We start from the raw sequence: 17,340 nt of genomic DNA, 5'->3' as shown, positions 1-17,340 counted from the left end.
AAAAAGAAGTCAGAAAATAAATATAAGCGAACGTTACAAACTGAGTCATTGTGACAAAGTGACCAAAACAACAAATGCCCCACTCATCTTGTCTGTGTGGGGCTTTTTTTCATTCTCTATCAATGACCTATGCTTCGCGCATTCGGTATAATATGAAACCAATAATTATCTGGCACAGGGCTATCCCATACCCCGAAGAAAGCAGCAATACCAATCATGATAAATAAAATTGCCAAGGTCAAAGCCATCATGACAATCCCTGATAATGGAAATTGACGTTTTTGCGTGGGTATTTGCAGTGAAAAATCCAGCGTTGACGCAACTGGGCAGGATTCCACACAAGTCATACACCCCGTGCACTCCGCCGTTCTTACCTGAATGAGTTTATCCACTGGAATACGTGATGGGCAATTTTTTGCACATTTTCCACAATCAATACAACTTTCCACATTTCGGCGAATTTTAACGGGAGAAAGTAGTGAGAATAGCCCCAACAGCGCGCCATAAGGGCAGAGATAACGGCACCAAGCATTGCGAATAAACACACTCAGCACCACCAAAACTACCACACTAATCAATGCAAAATCGCTAATATGGCGAAAGAAATCCAACATTTTCACATCAATAATGATCCCATAAGGCGACATCATAAAGTATTGGATCATCTGTGCAGACATGGAAAATGCAATATAGAGAAAAAAACCTAATAACACGTATTTTAAGCTTCTTAGGGGAATATCTAGCCATTTAGGTAAACTGATTTGTTTTTGATAACCAAACAGTTTTTGCCCTATTTTACCCGTAAATTCCGATACAGTCCCTATCGGGCACATCCATGAACAAAATGCTTTTTTGAGTAGTAAGCTAATCATTATAAAAGAAACAAGCAGAAACATTGAAGCCGCATGAATTGGCGGGAAACTCCACGTTTCCAAGGTATATTTTAAATTCATGAGCCCCGCAATCGGCAGCCACCCTTCAATCCCCCCAGGGCGAGGAAGGTGAACTGTCGCCCCTCCGGTTTCGTAGTAACGTACCCAGTAATAGAAAGTAATACCGATATAAAGGTTTATCGCCAGCAGTATAATTTGGACGACTTTTCGCCATGTTGAGGCATTTCGCCAGTCATTCCAAGGAAGCTTACCGCCCACCGTACCAGGGCGACGTTGGTACCTTACACGTGGTTTTTCTATCATGTCCACATATCTCTTTAACATGCATTATAAATACCACTATTGTATTTACATATTCACAAAGCGTATTGATTTACATCAGAGGGTTGTGACGTTGATGATTTGATGTAGCAAATGGTGAAGACAAACCAGAAAAGAAAGAAGAAAAGTGTTTTTATATTAAATCAAAAGATTATGATTTTTTCTAAATAGTTCGTGTTGTACTGAGGCGGCAAAATGAAGACAACGCGGGGAGCATACAAAAGTATGTGACCCGTGTGGCTGAATGCAGCCAACAAAGGTACAACGCGAAATATGACGAAAAAATAACAAAATCAGATTTTTTCTAAATAATTCGAGTTGTGCCAAGGCGGCAAAATGAGGAAATCCCTAGGAGCATACACCAGTATGTGACTAGGGTTGACGAATGACGCCAACACAGGCACAGCTTGAAGTATGACGAAAAAATGGGAGTTGGCCGATAAGCCGGGTTCTGTCGTGGACAACCATTCATCTAGGCCAGCACTTGCGCACTGGCTCCAGCAACCTACCCGAGTTCAATGCGGGCCGCACCATATGAACCCCTATTTGGTCTTGCTCCGGGTGGAGTTTACCGTGCCACGAACTGTTGCCAGTCGCGCGGTGCGCTCTTACCGCACCCTTTCACCCTTACCTGATCCTGTAAACAGGCCATCGGCGGTTTGCTCTCTGTTGCACTAGTCGTAGGCTTGCGCCTCCCAGACGTTATCTGGCACCCTGCCCTATGGAGCCCGGACTTTCCTCCCCTCTACCCGTCTCCCGAAGGGACTACGATAAAGCAGCGGTTGTCTGGCCAACTCCGCGGCGAATTATAGGCACTTTGCTACGGCTTGTACAGACTTTCGAACAGGCAATTGACGACTTAAGCCCTTGATAGCGCTATTTGCTTAAAAGTTATTCATCACCTTGATTATCTAACATCAATTTATACAGCATATTTTTCTTTAAACCGTAAATTTCGGCAGTAATCGCTGCTGCTTTTTTCGGGGGGAGCTCTTTTTGCAATAAATTGAGAGTGCGGATAACATCAGGTGAAATTGCTGAGTCATCTTCAGGTTTCTTATAACCCTCTACAACCAACACCATCTCACCTCGATGGCGGTTTTCATCTTCTTGCACCCAAGCTAACAACTCCCCCACAGGACGCCCCTCAATAGACTCCCACGTTTTTGTCAGTTCACGGGCTAACACAACATGGCGATCTGGTCCCCAGACTTCCACCATATCTGCTAAACTGTCTAGTAAGCGATGGGTTGATTCATAAAAAATTAGCGTTCGTGTTTCTTGTTCGAGTGATTGTAAAACGTCCTTCCGGCCTTTTGTTTTCGCAGGTAAAAAACCCTCATAACAAAAACGGTCTGATGGTAAGCCCGCAGCTGATAGTGCAGTAATCGCCGCACAAGCACCAGGTAAAGGTACCACTCGAATACCCGCTTCACGACAGCGATTGACCAAATGATAACCTGGATCATTAATTAAAGGTGTACCTGCATCTGAGACTAATGCGATACTATCACCTTGATGAAGTTTGCTAATTAATTGATCTGCCTTTTGCTGTTCATTATGATCATGCAGAGCAAACAGTCGTGCATTTATCGCAAAATTTTGTAATAAAATGCCTGAATGCCGAGTGTCCTCTGCCGCAATAAGGTCAACATGTTTAAGAACATCCAGCGCGCGTTGCGTGATGTCGCCCATATTCCCAATCGGTGTTGGGACGATATACAGCGTGGATGCCATAACCACAGCTTGATTAGGTTGGTTCATTGTTTCATCCGAATAGCCGGTTTAAAATTAAGCAATTGAAAAATACACCATTGGATACAGTATGCGTCCTTCAATTTTTTTGCATTTGAAAAAAGGGTTAATCTGCACAGCAATGCTGTCCACATTTGCACTCTCTGGGTGCCAAATTGTCTCAGATTATTTTCCTTCCACCCAAAAAACACCTGAGCAAAGCACGTCCGATGCCAGCGGCTACCAAGCTATCATTGATGCGGCTCAAGGCAAACCCTCTCTGGAAGCACTTCGTGCCTACATTAGCCAAGAACCATTATTAAAGACAGCTGCCGAGCGCCAAGTTAACATCGATGGATTATGGAAGATGTTAACACAGTTGACACCAGATCAGATTCACGGAATTGGCGCAGAGGAAAATATTCTCCAAGGCTGGGTTGATCTGCTCGATATTTATCAAAATAACCAAGATGACCCTGATGCCCTCCGCGCGGGTTTTAACGACTGGAAAATGCGCTACTCCAACAACCCTGGTGCTGCGCTAGCCCCAACTCAGCTAATTCAAGCAATGTTACCGCGCGTCGGTAATAGCCCCAAAATTGCATTATTTCTCCCAATGAGCGGCCAAGGCAAAGTATTTGGTCAGGCCATCATGCAAGGGTTTATGGATGCACAAAAAGGCATTCCTCAAGGTTCAGCAACGCCAGCAAGAACAGCCCCGCAGCCGAGTAGCGGCAACGATGTGCTAGACCAAATTTATGCAGAAGTTGCGAATACCGCAGGCGACGTCCCCACAGATACAGACATCGTCTCCTCTAGCCTACAAATTGATGCTACACCTGTGAATACACAAACAATCAAAGTGTTTGATACCACAGGCAAGCAAATGCCCCAATTACTGGAACAAGCGAAAAACGAAGGTTTCAACCTCGTTGTTGGCCCGCTATTGAAAAATGATGTTCAAACTATCGCACAAATGGGTGCACCTGTTAGCGTATTAGCCTTGAATGAGTTGGATGCTAACCAATTACAGCCACGTCCAAATCTTTGCTACTTTTCGCTTTCTCCTGAGGATGAAGCGCAAAATGCTGCTGCGTATATGCGAGCACAAGGCAAGCAAATGCCTTTGGTTTTAGTACCTGCTAATGCATTTGGAGATAGAATCGCCAAAGCCTTCGCTCAAGGGTGGCAATCAAAAGGTGGCGGTACGGTATTAATGCAAACCTTCGGTTCAGTGCCTTCTTTAAAAGAATCCATTAACCGTGGTGCAGGAATTCGAATGACGGGAACGCTGGTTAACACAGGTAACCCGCTAGGCGAAACAAGTGATGCAATTGACTCTGTTTATATCGTTGCAACTCGTGATGAACTCACACTGATTAAACCGATGATTGAAATGGCGATCAGTTCTCGCTCTCGCCCTGCACTTTATACTAGTTCTCGTAGCAACCAAGCAGGTTCAGGTGCAGACTACCGTTTTGAAATGGACGGCGTAAAATTTAGCGAAATCCCACTGCTTGCGGGAGCAAATAATAACCTACGCAAACAGGCGCAACAAAAACTGAATAATGACTATTCGTTATTCCGCCTGTATGCAATGGGTATTGATGCATGGTCATTAGCGAATAGCTATGACAAACTGCAACAAGCAGGACAAGTGAGAATCAATGGTGCATCAGGAACACTAAGTACACAAGCTAACTGCGTGGTATTCCGAGAACTGCCATGGTTACAGTTTAAACAAGGGCAAGTTGTCCCTGCGCAATAAAAAAAGATGAGCCATCAGGATGATGGCTCAAACTGCTGACAAACCGATTAGGTTTGACTGCAGGTTGGATAGGTTTTGAAAATAAATTAGGAAAATCAATTTATTGATTTTCGGCTGATAACACAAAGTAGGAAAAACCACGCTTTTATCCTGCTTTGTCAACAACCTCAGCCATCAGGATGATGGCTTTTTTCAGACAAGGACGTCATGAAAGCAATTCAAAAACCCTTAAGATGGTTAACAGGCCGATATTACGAAAATCAAGCTCTCGCATTTTTGAAAAAACAGGGACTAACCTTTATTGAACGCAATGCGAGAAATCGAGGAGGGGAAATTGACCTCATCATGCGTGATAAAACAGGTTGGATATTTATTGAGGTTCGATTTCGCAAAAATTGTGATTACGGTGATGCGCTTTTATCAGTAAACTGGCATAAACGTAGAAAGTTATTAGCCGCAGCCAAAATTTGGCTTGCACAGCGACAAGAGAGTTTCGAAACCAGTGCCTGTCGATTTGATATTTGTGCTATTACAGGTAATCAATTCGAATGGATACAAAATGCCTTTAATGATGAAGGCTAATATTCGTCAATAAGCTATTATATTCTTTATCATTAGCGATTTCGGTCAACACAGCGACAGCGCAAACATGACGGGTTTACCCTAAATAATTCGTGTTGTCGTAAGGCGACAAGTGAGCTAATCCCTATGAGCATACAAAAGTATGTGATTAGGGTTAGCGATTGCAGTCAACACAGCGACAGCGCGAAGAATGACGTGTAAATTTTTACAGGAAAAAACCAGTGCTAGATAGAATAAAAGTTTGTTTTACCGAAAGTATTCAAACTCAAATTGCAGCCGCTGAGGCGCTGCCCGATGCGATTTCTAGAGCCGCTATGATGATGGTTCAGTCTTTGCTTAATGGCAACAAAATTTTATGTTGTGGCAATGGCGCATCTGCTGCTACTGCACAACGTTTTGCTGCGAGTATGATCCACCGATTTGAAACTGAGCGCCCTAGTCTTCCTGCTCTTGCACTGAATACCGATAATGCGGTACTTACCGCAATTTCAGGTAGCAAGCAACCTACTGAAATTTATGCGAAACAAGTGAGAGCATTAGGCCAGCATGGTGATGTTTTAATGGCAATTTCCACCCATGGTAATAGTAGCGATATTATTAAAGCTGTTGAAGCCGCTGTTACACGGGATATGACCATTGTCGCTCTTACTGGCTACGATGGAGGAGAGCTTGCTGGCCTGCTTGGCCCACAAGATGTTGAAATTCGTATTCCTTCTCAGCGCAGTGTTCGAATTCAAGAAGTTCATCTTCTTACTGTAAATTGTCTATGTGATCTTATAGATAATACCCTTTTCCCTCATCAGGATGATTAAGGAGACAAAATGCGATTAATACCCATTTTTGCCATAGTAATCAGTACGATTCTTTTACAAGGCTGTATTGGTGCTGCAGTTGTTGGCTCTGCCGCTGTTGCCACGAAAAGTGCTTCTGACCCACGGACCGTTGGCCAGCAAGTTGATGATGGCACATTAGAAGCTCGAGTGAGCGGGCAGCTCAATAAAGATAAAGAAATTACGGGTAAGGCACGAATTATTGCCACTGCATATAAAGGTAATGTGCTATTAACTGGGCAAAGTCCTGACATGTCATGGGCTGAACGCGCCAAACAAATCGCCTCGAATGTTGATGGCACCGTATCCGTTTATAATGAAGTGCGTAACGGTGAACCTGTCGATTTAGGTACTGCTTCCAAAGATACTTGGTTAACCACTAAAGTTAAATCAAAAATCTTAGCGAGTGACAGCGTTAAATCGGGTAGTGTAAAAGTGATTACTGAGAATGGTGAGATTTTTTTACTTGGCGTATTAACAAGGCAAGAGGGTGATGCTGCAGCTAAAATCGCCAGTGAAACTGATGGTGTTCGTCGAGTGACGACGGCTTTCACTTATCTCAATTAATCATAAACAATAATATATCCGAATAAGAATAAGAGCCATTAGTGAAAAACTATGGCTTTTTTCTTATTCAGACAAAATATCATTTACTTTCAGAAAATTCTTACCGCCCAAAAGGTGCATTTGGTTCAATATCCACGCCTGCCGTCTCAACACATAAGAAGATGGTGATTTCGCACTATATCGGTGTGGATTAGGAAGAACCGCTGCTAAAAGTGCAGCCTCACTCATAGAAAGCTGACTAGCAGGCTTATTAAAGAATTTATTTGAGGCTTCTTCAACACCAAAAACCCCATCACCAAACTCAGCAATATTAAGATAAATGGTCAGTATTCTCTGCTTAGACCACATAAGCTCCATTATTGGTGTCATCACTGTTTCTAGGCCTTTTCTAACCCAGCTTCTACCATCCCATAACCATAAGTTTTTAACGGTCTGCTGGGATATTGTTGAGGCACCTCTAATTGATTGTTTATTGTTCACATTATGTTTATAAGCACGTTCTATTGCATCAAGATCAAAACCCCAATGATGTGGAAAATTTTGATCTTCAGATGCGATAACCGCTAAATAAATATACGGAGAGATCTGTTTTTCACTGACCCAAGTAGAGCTAGATACATAAGAAAAATTTAAGTTTAACCATGCGCTAATTTGGCGTTCAAACATAACCGCTGAGAATGGCACGGGCACATATTTAAAGACAATGACAGTACAAAACCACACCAGAAGTAATGAAATTGTGATCTTCTTTAACCCGCGCCATAATCGAGAAACAATAGTTAGCATTCAAATAATCACGCCATTTCCAATACTTTCTTAACGAGTTTATTAATCCCTGTATTTGCTTCAGAAATTGATTGTGCCAGCATATAAGCAGGGGTTGTTATAACTCGGTTAACTTCATCAACAACAATGTCATCTACTGAACATTTGATGTGTTCTCCTCCCATATTTTCTATTTGAGCAATCGTTTTGCTGTCATCACCAATAGTTAATTTCACTGATGTATTTAACATTTTCGGAAGCATAACAGGTGCAATACACATCAGCCCTAGAGGCTTTTTTTGTTGGTGCATTTGGCGAACTAAACTTAATAGTTCTTTATTAATCTCACAGTCACTTCCTTTAACTGCAAAATCACATAAATTTTTTGCCGCACCAAACCCACCAGGAATAATGAGCGCATCCAGCTTAGAGGCATCCGCAGAGGACAAAGGGGATATTTTACCACGTGTAATACGGGCCGATTCCTCTAGTTGATTACGTTTTTCTGTTTTTTCTTTTCCATTTATATGATTTATAACAGTCGGTTGTAATTCATCAGGTGCAAAAAAATGAACTTCAGCATTATTTTGACTCAATGCTAACATTGTTAATACTGACTCATGAACCTCACTTCCATCAAATACACCACAGCCACTTAAAATAACCGCAATTGATTTCATATCTTGCTCCATTTGTAGTAAATTATCTCTCAAGCGATAAGGCAGGCAAACATCAATCTTCATCACAGATTTTAATGAATCTTGTAACAGATTCGCTAAATTTTGGTATCTTGATGTTATTGCTTACCGCGATTAACCTAATTTAACGATTTGCCTAGAATGAAAACCACATGCAAATCAACGATTTCCCTGGTGTTGGCGCAGTATTCGCGCACCCCAACTTCGGTTGGGGTTATTTTTTTGTGCGCACATCAACCCAGTTTCTTAAAGTTTCTATATCGTCTTTCCAATCCTGTTTTAATTCATCAACCCATTCTTGTACATTATCCCACCAAGCTGGTAAATCAGGAGATTGGATTTGCTGAGCTATTTTCTGTAAATTCCTTAAGCCCACAGAACCCGCTGCACCTTTAATCTTATGAGCCTCTTCCACGATACCCTTTTGATCTTTTGCAACCATATTAGAATCGAGAATTGCTAAGTAGCCTGGAAGCATTTTTTCAAATACGTCTAGCCCATCATAAATTAATTTAGGGCCAACCAATTCAATATATTGCTCCAACATTTCACAATCTAACCTTGATTCATCAACCGTTGATTTAGGGATATCGCTTTGAACCTCGTCTTCAGAGTGAGCGGCTTGCTCGCCCCAAAACTGCTCAATAACTTGAGTCAGCGCTGGAACAGATAATGGTTTGCTTAAAACGCCATCCATACCTGCATCAAAGTACTCTTTTTTATCTTTAAGCACATTTGCGGTCAGTGCGATGAGTGGAGGTAAATCCTCCTTGTCATATTGCTGTTTCAGTTGCCTTGAAATATCCAACCCTGTCATATCTGGTAGCTGAATATCTAATAAGACTAAATCGTACTCACCAGGTGCGAACATGGATAACGCATCTTTGCCTGTCATTGCGACATCAACTGTATTTCCTAAATTTTCTAATACAGAGCACGCCACAACAACGTTTAGCTCAATATCTTCCACTAATAAAATATGCAAAGCAGGTAATGGGTAATCATCATCATTTTCTTCAAATTCCACAACTTCATCGTCAACAACAGGCGCAGAAATAGATAACGTAAATGTAGAACCTTCGCCTATTTGACTTTCAACTTGGATGTCTCCCCCCATATTTTGTGCTAGCCGGCGAGATACAGAAAGTCCAATCCCCGTTCCCGTTGCAGGCTTACCACCCGCAGAATCTGTTACTTGGTAGTACATTGCAAAAATTTTATCTAGCTCATCTTTGGGGATACCAATTCCGCTGTCTTGTACCCTAAAAAACAACTTATTTTCAGACTCTTGCCAGATGCTGAGTTTGACTTCCCCTTGTTGTGTAAATTTGACTGCATTACCAATTAAGTTCCATAATATTTGGCGCAAGCGCGTCCCGTCAGTTAGTACTTTTTTCGGCAATGCGGGGGCGACATCCATGACAAATTTAAGCCCTTTTGGCTGAACTAATAAGCCACTTAAATTTTCGAGATCATTCACAAACTCAGATAATGTGATTGGCTGGTTATCCAACTGAACTTTACGGCGCTCGATCTTATCCATCTCAATGACATCGTTGAAAATATTTCCTAATGTCACTGCACTGACATGAATCGTTTTTAAATAGCTAGATTGTTCCGAAGTTAACTCAGTGTCTAACAATATTCGGCTCAAACCAACAATGCCGTTAAGGGGAGTACGAAGCTCGTGGCTGATTGTTGAGATAAATGTGGTCTTCTCCCTACTCGCGCTCTCTAATGCCTCTTGGTAACGTTTACGCTCTGTTATATCGCGACCAAAACCCATGAGGCCATGACGTTTGCCAACTCGGTCATAAAATGGCACTTTTCGTAGCTCAAAACAGGCTTTTCTACCGTCTGGGTAAACCAACCATTGCTCATAGGTTAGAGAAACATTATGGCGAAAAACTTTTTCATCGGTTTCCATCACTTTAGAAGCGATTTCCACATCATAAATATCTAGAGGGGTTAGCCCAACTAAGTGTTTTTCACTTTTCCCAGTCAGAAGTTCCATTGCCCTATTACAACCCGAAAATTCGTTATTTTCATTACGGTAATAAACTAAGTCAGGGGAGGCATCAAGGAATGAGCGTAACAATACCGATTGCTGCTCAAGTTCAATTTGAGTTTGCTCACGGTATTTCATTTCTTGCTTAAGTTGTTCAAGTAATTCTAAATGTGCACGTTCCGCTTTTTCACGCTCAAGTATTTCGAGGTTGAGCTGCTCTATATTTCCTTGTAATTGCGTGTTTAATTCAGCGTCACGCTTGCGCATTACCTCAAGCTTATCCACCATACGCGATAATCGTTGGCGTGACTCTTCCAGTTGTTCCACCACAACAGACAGGAAGTAAACCGCAAGTGGAGTGATAATAAGCCCAAAGAAAATAGACCCGACCATATCTAAACTATCTACATGCCCGCGCAAGAAGATAGCGACCGCCATTTGCATTATCATGGCGAGTACAACAAGTGCGGATGCGAGTAATAGTGAAAATCGCACCAATCCAAGTTTCATCATCAAATCGACATAGTATTGCGCAAGGCCGCGAAGTACTTTCATAACCACCCCTTAGTAAAATTCTCTTTGAATCATATATCAAACAGGGCAGATTCGGATGTTTATTAATACAAAATGTCGATCCTGCTCATTCAATAGCCATTTTTTATCATTAATGATAAATAACAATCAGGTATTTTCTTTGTTTTAGCTTGAGTAAAAATGTATCTCGGGTTACTTTTCATCATAATCGTTTGAAAAATAGATCAATCGTGCGACTTATACTGACTTTTGTCGTGCTAAGCTTTAGGTTTTAAAGCGCACTGTATGATGTAAAATCAGACTAAGTTCAGTAAGGACTACCATGAACGCCAAAATTATCGGTCTCCCGCGAAATGAACCGCAAAAAAAAGCAGTCAATATTCGAAAAATAGATTTCGTCGAAATTTATGAGCCTGATGATGTCAACAATACGCAGCAACAGGCAAGTCGTTGTCTCTCCTGCGGTAGTCCGTTCTGTGAATGGAAATGTCCTTTGCATAATGCCATCCCTAAATGGCTAAAATTAGCAGAGGAGGGTCGTATTATTGAAGCCGCTGAATTATCTCATCATACCAATAGCTTACCTGAAATCTGTGGCCGCATTTGTCCACAGGATAAACTGTGTGAAATGGCCTGTGTATTGAACGATACCTTTGGTGCTGTCACCATTGGACACATAGAACGTTATATCAATGACACAGCATTCTCTCTAGGTTGGCGGCCTGATCTTTCCCATGTCACGCCAGTGAATTTCCGTGTTGCTATTGTTGGTGCAGGCCCTGCTGGCCTTGCGTGTGCAGATGTTTTAGCGCGTAATGGTGTACAAGTGACTGTATTTGATAGACACCCCGAAATTGGTGGTTTATTAACCTTTGGGATACCCGCATTTAAATTAGAAAAACAGGTCATGATACAACGACGCGACATTTTCACTAAAATGGGAATTCAATTTCAACTTAACATCGATATCGGCAAGGATATACATCTCAATACGCTTGAGACGGATTATGACGCGATTTTCCTCGGAACAGGTACATACAGTGCAATTAAAGGTGAACTGCTCAGGAATGACGCTCAGGGCTGTTATGATGCCTTACCTTATTTAATTGCTAACACACGTCATTTGATGCAACTCCCACCTTTACCTCTTGAACCTTATATCGATTTACAGGGAAAAAATGTGGTTGTGCTCGGCGGAGGTGATACTGCAATTGACTGTGTGCGAACAGCGATTCGCCAAGGTGCTTCACAGGTGGCCTGTATATATCGGCGTGACAAACAAAGTATGCCTGCTTCACTAAAAGAGATAAATTATGCAATTGAAGAAGGGGCTGAATTTTATTTTCATTTACAAGCCACTGAGATTCTTTTGAATGAGGCTCAAAAAGTCCGCGGAATTTCTGTCGTCCGCACCCAAAATGGTGAACTCAAAGAGGGACGAAACGCCGTAGAGCCTATCAAAAATTCAGATTTTACAATTGAAGCGGATGCCGTCATTGTTGCTTTCGGTTTTCGCCCGCACAAACAACCTTGGGTTGAAGATAGCCTTGTACAATTTGACTCGCAGGGGCATATTTGTGTAAATCGCAATAGCCCGTTTCCTTTCAAAACTTCCCATGAAAAAATATTTGCTGGCGGGGATGCCGTTCGAGGTTCAGACCTGGTTGTCAATGCAATTGCCGATGGACGCAGTGCCGCCGAGGGTATTTTACTTTTTTTAGGGGTATAGAAGAACATAGAAAAACAGAGGAAAATCCCTCTGTTTTTCTACCAACATGAAGTGAATTTGCTACTTAACCACTCTTAACGCAGGTCTGCCTTTTGGTGGTCTTGGTGGCTCATCATCCGAAGGTTCTTCAGCGCTATGCTCAACTAATGAGCTATCTTGAACTAATGAAATCCCTTCTTCTGGCGAATCATCTACGTCTTCAAAATCAGAAGATATTTGTGCATCATAGGCTGCTTCAGGTTCAAACATCATCCCTGCACCATTCTCACGCGCATACACAGCCATAATTGCGGCCATTGGGACATACACTTGACGAGGAACTCCACCAAAACGTGCATTAAAACGCACTTCGTCATTGGTAATTTCAAAGTTACCCACAGCACGTGGTGCAACATTCAATACAATTTGCCCATCCCGAGCAAATTCCATTGGAACGTTAACAGTAGGAACAGTGACATCAACCACCAAATGCGGGGTCATATCGTTATCGAGTAGCCACTCATAGTGGGCACGTAACAGATAAGGGCGACGTGGTGACATTGCTGTCATTTCCATCATACTTTTAGCCTCTTGCTGACAGACGCATTTCGCGTTCTAATTCCGTCAAAGATGCTAAGAATGCATCACGCTCAAATACACGTTGCATGTACATCTGTAAATGTTTGCTATTAGCAGGTTTCAATTCAATACCCAGTACAGGTAAACGCCATAACAGCGGCGCTAAGTAGCAATCAACCAAGCTAAATTCATCACTCATAAAGAATGGCATTTCAGCAAAAACAGGCGAAACGGCAATTAACTCTTCCGTTAGTTGACGACGGGCGCTATCCGCTTCCTGAGCACTGCCTTTTTCTACTTTGTGCATCAGAGAATACCAGTCTTTTTCAATGCGATGCATTAATTGACGGCTAGTTCCACGCGCGACAGGGTAAACAGGCATTAATGGAGGATGAGGAAAACGCTCATCAAGATATTCCATGATAATCAGCGGATCATATAAAGTCAGCTCACGATCAACGAGTGTCGGAACGCTTTGGTACGGGTTGAGATCAATGAGATCTTGAGGCGGATGACCAGGTTCAACATGTTCAATTTCGACGCTAACCCCTTTTTCTGCCAGGACGATACGTACCTGATGGCTAAAAATGTCAGTTGGGCCTGAGAACAATGTCATTACCGAACGTTTGTTAGGAGCGACAGCCATTAAAACCTCCAAATTACAAAAATGGACGAAATGTAATTAATTTTTAATTACCCGTTACCCATTTTAAAATCCCCTGTGTCCTACTTTCATTTATCCATACTGAAAGTCAACACAACCCTCCCGCACAGAAAGGCGAGAAATGATGAAATAAAAAAACAGGGGCATATTCTAACAGATTTTGTACAGCTTAGGGGGGAGTGATAGGAAAAATCATAGGTTTATTTCATTGAAGAAGAACAATTACACAAAAAACAAAATAAAAAACAAAACTAACCAAAATTAAAAAACAATAAACCTTAAAGTTAACTCCATGGTTATCTAAATAATATGATAAAAAAAACAATTTTTATTACCAAAGAGTGATTATTTTAAATTTTAGACTAATTCGTTGTCTTTTTCTGCTAATTATATTTAATTCTTTTTTAAATTATCTTTAAACGTCAGTTTATTAATTTTTAGGCAATAAAAAACCCGCCATAAAGACGGGTTTTTTCATCAATTTTATGCCCACAGGGCAATAAATTAACGTTTGGAGAACTGTGGACGACGACGAGCTTTACGCAGACCCACTTTCTTACGTTCAACAGAACGCGCATCACGGGTAACGAAACCAGCTTTACGCAGATCAGAACGAAGAGTCTCATCATAAGCCATCAGTGCACGAGTAATACCGTGACGGATTGCGCCTGCTTGACCTGAAATACCACCACCTTTAACAGTGATGTACAGATCCAGTTTTTCCAACATTTCAACCAATTCTAACGGCTGACGAACGACCATGCGCGCAGTTTCGCGACCAAAGTACTGTTCCAGCGTACGCTGATTGATTGTGATGTTACCGCTACCCGGCTTAATAAAGACACGAGCAGATGAGCTTTTGCGGCGACCAGTGCCGTAGTATTGATTTTCAGCCATTGCTATAATCCCGATTAAATGTCAAGAACTTGCGGTTGTTGAGCCGCGTGGTTGTGCTCATTACCTGCGTAAACTTTCAGTTTACGGTACATTGCACGACCCAGAGGTCCTTTTGGCAACATGCCTTTAACCGCGATTTCAAGCACACGCTCAGGACTGCGAGCAATCATTTCTTCGAAAGTTGCTTGCTTGATTCCACCTACATGGCCAGTGTGGCGATAGTAGATTTTGTCTTCGCGTTTTTTGCCGGTAACAGCAATTTTTTCTGCATTCAGAACGATGATGTAATCACCAGTATCCACGTGCGGAGTGTATTCCGCTTTATGCTTACCGCGCAGACGGCTAGCAATTTCTGTTGCAAGACGGCCTAAAGTTTTGCCATCTGCATCAACAACGTACCAGTCGCGTTTTACGGTCTCTGGTTTAGCTGTAAAAGTTTTCATTAAAACTTACCCAATATTGAAGTTACACGTTGGTGAACACTCATGTTCATAAGCTTTCTGAGGTTCACACGACTCTTTGTCCAGTAAACCTACCCCTTCGAGCAGCCTAACTGGCATTATGCGTTATTTTTTGGGAAATAAAAAATAGCGCTGTAACGTGGGGTCGCAAGATTATAGAGAAGTCAGAAACAAAAATCGACCCCAAATGCATTTTTTTTACGTTTGTGTGAATATCAAACGCCATCTGTACTTAATTTGAACGTTTTAGCTTATTTTTGCGCTGAAACTCGCATGCAAGCAAAAAAACTTAAGCCAAATGTGGAATTTTTAAGTATTCTTCGCTTTGCATTTCTTGTAAGCGAGATAAACAGCGTTGGTATTCAAAGGCCAAAAGTTGCCCTTGATATAATGATTCCATCGGGACTTCTGCATTAATCACCAATTTCACTTTACGCTCATAAAACTCATCCACCAGCGCAAGAAAACGCCGTGCAGGATTTTCATCTCTCGACCCCATCGAAGGGACATCGTACAATAAAACCGTGTGGTAACAGTTTGATAAGTAAATATAGTCATTTTGACTACGCGGCTCTTCACATAGCACTTTAAACTCTACGGCTAAAACGCCTTCCGCTGAGCGAAGCACTTGCATTTTCCGGTGATTGACCTCTAAAACTGGGTTTAATTTACCTTCCTTACCCGCCAATTTGACAAAAATCTCATCCAAGTGCTGGCGATTTTGTGCATTTATCGGAGATAAAAAGAGGTGAGCTTGCGTCAAAGTCCGTAAGCGGTAGTCAATCCCTGCATCAACATTCATTACATCACAATATTTTTTGATTTGTTCGATAGCAGGTAAAAACCGTGCCCTCTGTAAGCCATTGCGATATAAATTGTCAGGAATGATATTTGACGTGGCAACCAGCGTGATCCCGCGGGCAAACAAACCTTCTAGCAGTGTTCCCAGTATCATCGCGTCAGTAATATCAGAGACAAAAAACTCATCAAAACACAGCACATCAGTTTGCTTTTTAAATTCATCCGCAATGATATCTAGCGGGTTCTCCTGCCCTTGTAAAGCCATCAAATCTTCCTGCACTTTCTTCATAAAACGATGGAAATGCAACCGAAGTTTACGATCACCAGGTAAGCTTTCATAAAACATGTCCATAAGCCATGTTTTACCGCGACCTACCCCGCCCCACATATATAAGCCTTGAACAGGCTCTATTGATTTATTGGCCGCGTTTTTCCCTAATAATCGGCTAAAAAAACCGTTATTCTTTCTATTTGGCACAGCTAAAACAACTTGAGTCAGTTGCTGATAAATTTTATCTAAACGTTCTACGGCAAGCTTTTGCACGTCATCTGGCTGATAATTGCCATCCGCTAGCGCTTGTTGATAACGCATTGTAGGGGTCATCGGTGACATTAACTGAATAATCCTTAAAAAATTTTCGGTTTTTTTACCGTTATTTGATATACACTGCCTTTATTATAACCAGATTCAGTTACCATTTAACTTTCGGTTAACGAATCACCATAGAGTAAGGAAATTCACCTTAAGATTCTACTCTTAAAAAAGCGGTTAATTGTTTTACAATTACTCGATTCAAGCGCTGTGGGTTTTATCATCACTTAACGGTCAAATTACAATATGTTGAGATGCTTTACTTGACGTCTACATGCAACTTGAATTATTTAAGGTATAGTAACGGTAACGACGCTTAATTTCTGCGAACATTGAAGTAATGAAGGAGTCAGCATGACCTGGGAGTATGCATTAATCGGATTGATTGTTGGTTTTATCATCGGTGCATTAGTTGTCCGCTATGGTAATCCAAAACTTCGCCAACAAAAAACAGCGCAAGCTGAGCTAGACAAAAAAAGTACTGAACTGGAAGAGTACCGTAAAGAATTAGTCAGCCACTTTGCTCGTAGCGCAGAATTATTGGATAAAATGGCGCGTGATTACCGTCAGCTTTACCAACATATGGCACAAAGTTCATCTGAATTAATGCCAGATATGCCAGCACAAGATAACCCGTTTAACTATCGTTTAACGGAATCTGAAGCCGATAACGATCAAGCGCCAGTAAAAATGCCACCAAGAGATTATTCGGATAGCGCATCAGGCTTATTTCGACCTATCGAAGAGAAAGAAAAATAGTTTCTAATTGTATATCACCAGTAAGTCTCACTTGCTGGTGATTTCTTGTTGTATTAACTAAAACCCCCCATTCAACTCGCATCATCTGCTGTGAAATAATCATTTAATAATCTTGAACAATATTTACATCTAAATTTAATTAGACAATTTATTTAACTACCGTATAGAAGTTAAAGTCT

16 protein-coding genes and 1 other RNA gene are annotated in these 17,340 nt (G+C 41.6%); 6 read left to right on the top strand and 11 right to left on the bottom strand.

All coding sequences use genetic code 11. The annotated features are described in order from the left end of the window. Positions 1–119: 119 nt before the first annotated feature. The 3 genes from PR808_RS10320 to rsmI form a co-directional block, all read right to left on the bottom strand. Positions 120–1,196 (bottom strand): 4Fe-4S binding protein, encoded by a 1,077-nt coding sequence (locus PR808_RS10320; RefSeq protein ID WP_272539232.1) that lies wholly within the window; start codon positions 1,194–1,196, stop codon positions 120–122. Positions 1,197–1,638: 442 nt separating this feature from the next. After that, an RNA gene (gene rnpB, locus PR808_RS10315) (RNase P RNA component class A) lies at positions 1,639–2,012 on the bottom strand. Positions 2,013–2,105: 93 nt separating this feature from the next. Further along, a complete protein-coding gene (gene rsmI / locus PR808_RS10310; protein WP_206083573.1) occupies positions 2,106–2,978 on the bottom strand; it encodes a 16S rRNA (cytidine(1402)-2'-O)-methyltransferase in 873 nt (290 codons plus the stop codon). A 61-nt stretch (positions 2,979–3,039) separates the two neighbouring features. Here rsmI and PR808_RS10305 point away from each other — a divergent pair, with 61 nt between their 5' ends. The 4 genes from PR808_RS10305 (at position 3,040) to dolP (ending at position 6,695) form a co-directional block, all read left to right on the top strand. Then, on the top strand, positions 3,040–4,716 hold the full coding sequence (locus PR808_RS10305; protein WP_206083572.1) for a penicillin-binding protein activator: 1,677 nt from the start codon (positions 3,040–3,042) through the stop codon (positions 4,714–4,716). 207 nt (positions 4,717–4,923) lie between these two features. Next, positions 4,924–5,298 carry a YraN family protein gene (locus PR808_RS10300; protein WP_206083571.1) on the top strand — a complete coding sequence of 125 codons (375 nt, stop codon included), beginning with the start codon at positions 4,924–4,926 and terminating at the stop codon, positions 5,296–5,298. Positions 5,299–5,519: 221 nt separating this feature from the next. Next, a complete protein-coding gene (gene diaA, locus PR808_RS10295; RefSeq protein WP_004925390.1) occupies positions 5,520–6,110 on the top strand; it encodes a DnaA initiator-associating protein DiaA in 591 nt (196 codons plus the stop codon). Positions 6,111–6,119: 9 nt separating this feature from the next. Then, positions 6,120–6,695 (top strand): division/outer membrane stress-associated lipid-binding lipoprotein, encoded by a 576-nt coding sequence (gene dolP, locus PR808_RS10290; RefSeq protein ID WP_272539231.1) that lies wholly within the window; start codon positions 6,120–6,122, stop codon positions 6,693–6,695. 63 nt (positions 6,696–6,758) lie between these two features. On the opposite strand, the gene mtgA is transcribed toward dolP, so the two are convergent. The 3 genes from mtgA to arcB all read right to left on the bottom strand — a co-directional run bounded on the left by mtgA (position 6,759) and on the right by arcB (position 10,721). Further along, a complete protein-coding gene (gene mtgA, locus PR808_RS10285) occupies positions 6,759–7,481 on the bottom strand; it encodes a monofunctional biosynthetic peptidoglycan transglycosylase (RefSeq protein ID WP_206083569.1) in 723 nt (240 codons plus the stop codon). Positions 7,482–7,489: 8 nt separating this feature from the next. After that, entirely contained in the window at positions 7,490–8,140 is a 651-nt protein-coding gene (gene elbB / locus PR808_RS10280) for an isoprenoid biosynthesis glyoxalase ElbB (protein ID WP_206083568.1), read from the bottom strand. 232 nt (positions 8,141–8,372) lie between these two features. Continuing rightward, positions 8,373–10,721, bottom strand: a complete 2,349-nt coding sequence (gene arcB / locus PR808_RS10275) for an aerobic respiration two-component sensor histidine kinase ArcB (RefSeq protein WP_206083567.1) — start codon at positions 10,719–10,721, stop codon at positions 8,373–8,375. Positions 10,722–11,022: 301 nt separating this feature from the next. Between arcB and PR808_RS10270 the strand changes: the two genes are divergently transcribed. Then, on the top strand, positions 11,023–12,429 hold the full coding sequence (locus PR808_RS10270; protein WP_206083566.1) for an FAD-dependent oxidoreductase: 1,407 nt from the start codon (positions 11,023–11,025) through the stop codon (positions 12,427–12,429). 60 nt (positions 12,430–12,489) lie between these two features. Here PR808_RS10270 and sspB read toward each other — a convergent pair whose 3' ends face one another. From sspB to zapE, 5 genes are all read right to left on the bottom strand, one after another. Further along, entirely contained in the window at positions 12,490–12,969 is a 480-nt protein-coding gene (sspB, locus tag PR808_RS10265) for a ClpXP protease specificity-enhancing factor (protein WP_375084322.1), read from the bottom strand. Between the two features lie 22 nt (positions 12,970–12,991). Further along, entirely contained in the window at positions 12,992–13,633 is a 642-nt protein-coding gene (gene sspA, locus PR808_RS10260) for a stringent starvation protein SspA (RefSeq protein WP_206083565.1), read from the bottom strand. A 522-nt stretch (positions 13,634–14,155) separates the two neighbouring features. Continuing rightward, positions 14,156–14,548 carry a 30S ribosomal protein S9 gene (gene rpsI, locus PR808_RS10255; RefSeq protein WP_004258235.1) on the bottom strand — a complete coding sequence of 131 codons (393 nt, stop codon included), beginning with the start codon at positions 14,546–14,548 and terminating at the stop codon, positions 14,156–14,158. Positions 14,549–14,562: 14 nt separating this feature from the next. Then, on the bottom strand, positions 14,563–14,991 hold the full coding sequence (gene rplM, locus PR808_RS10250; protein ID WP_006814213.1) for a 50S ribosomal protein L13: 429 nt from the start codon (positions 14,989–14,991) through the stop codon (positions 14,563–14,565). Positions 14,992–15,298: 307 nt separating this feature from the next. Next, positions 15,299–16,423: a cell division protein ZapE gene (gene zapE, locus PR808_RS10245; RefSeq protein WP_206083564.1), complete on the bottom strand. Its 1,125-nt coding sequence runs from the start codon at positions 16,421–16,423 to the stop codon at positions 15,299–15,301. A gap of 333 nt (positions 16,424–16,756) precedes the next feature. Between zapE and zapG the strand changes: the two genes are divergently transcribed. Then, positions 16,757–17,161, top strand: coding sequence for a Z-ring associated protein ZapG (zapG, locus tag PR808_RS10240; protein ID WP_206083563.1), 405 nt, complete (start codon positions 16,757–16,759; stop codon positions 17,159–17,161). Positions 17,162–17,340 lie beyond the last annotated feature (179 nt).

Origin of the sequence: Providencia sp. PROV197, assembly GCF_028479625.1 — a bacterium.
Lineage (GTDB): Bacteria > Pseudomonadota > Gammaproteobacteria > Enterobacterales > Enterobacteriaceae > Providencia > Providencia vermicola.
The sequence above is the reverse complement of the archived record's forward strand: the minus strand, read 5'-3'. Positions and strand labels throughout refer to the sequence as shown.

Bases quoted from the DNA above. Each gene is read 5' to 3' on its own strand.
- mtgA (WP_206083569.1), bottom strand. From the start codon at position 7,481: ATGCTAACTATTGTTTCTCGATTATGGCGCGGGTTAAAGAAGATCACA.
- PR808_RS10320 (WP_272539232.1), bottom strand. From the start codon at position 1,196: ATGATAGAAAAACCACGTGTAAGGTACCAACGTCGCCCTGGTACGGTG.
- PR808_RS10270 (WP_206083566.1), top strand. From the start codon at position 11,023: ATGAACGCCAAAATTATCGGTCTCCCGCGAAATGAACCGCAAAAAAAA.
- sspB (WP_375084322.1), bottom strand. From the start codon at position 12,969: ATGTCACCACGTCGCCCTTATCTGTTACGTGCCCACTATGAGTGGCTA.
- zapE (WP_206083564.1), bottom strand. From the start codon at position 16,423: ATGTCACCGATGACCCCTACAATGCGTTATCAACAAGCGCTAGCGGAT.
- dolP (WP_272539231.1), top strand. From the start codon at position 6,120: ATGCGATTAATACCCATTTTTGCCATAGTAATCAGTACGATTCTTTTA.
- rpsI (WP_004258235.1), bottom strand. From the start codon at position 14,548: ATGGCTGAAAATCAATACTACGGCACTGGTCGCCGCAAAAGCTCATCT.
- PR808_RS10305 (WP_206083572.1), top strand. From the start codon at position 3,040: ATGCGTCCTTCAATTTTTTTGCATTTGAAAAAAGGGTTAATCTGCACA.
- sspA (WP_206083565.1), bottom strand. From the start codon at position 13,633: ATGGCTGTCGCTCCTAACAAACGTTCGGTAATGACATTGTTCTCAGGC.
- zapG (WP_206083563.1), top strand. From the start codon at position 16,757: ATGACCTGGGAGTATGCATTAATCGGATTGATTGTTGGTTTTATCATC.
- PR808_RS10300 (WP_206083571.1), top strand. From the start codon at position 4,924: ATGAAAGCAATTCAAAAACCCTTAAGATGGTTAACAGGCCGATATTAC.
- arcB (WP_206083567.1), bottom strand. From the start codon at position 10,721: ATGAAAGTACTTCGCGGCCTTGCGCAATACTATGTCGATTTGATGATG.
- rsmI (WP_206083573.1), bottom strand. From the start codon at position 2,978: ATGAACCAACCTAATCAAGCTGTGGTTATGGCATCCACGCTGTATATC.
- elbB (WP_206083568.1), bottom strand. From the start codon at position 8,140: ATGAAATCAATTGCGGTTATTTTAAGTGGCTGTGGTGTATTTGATGGA.
- rplM (WP_006814213.1), bottom strand. From the start codon at position 14,991: ATGAAAACTTTTACAGCTAAACCAGAGACCGTAAAACGCGACTGGTAC.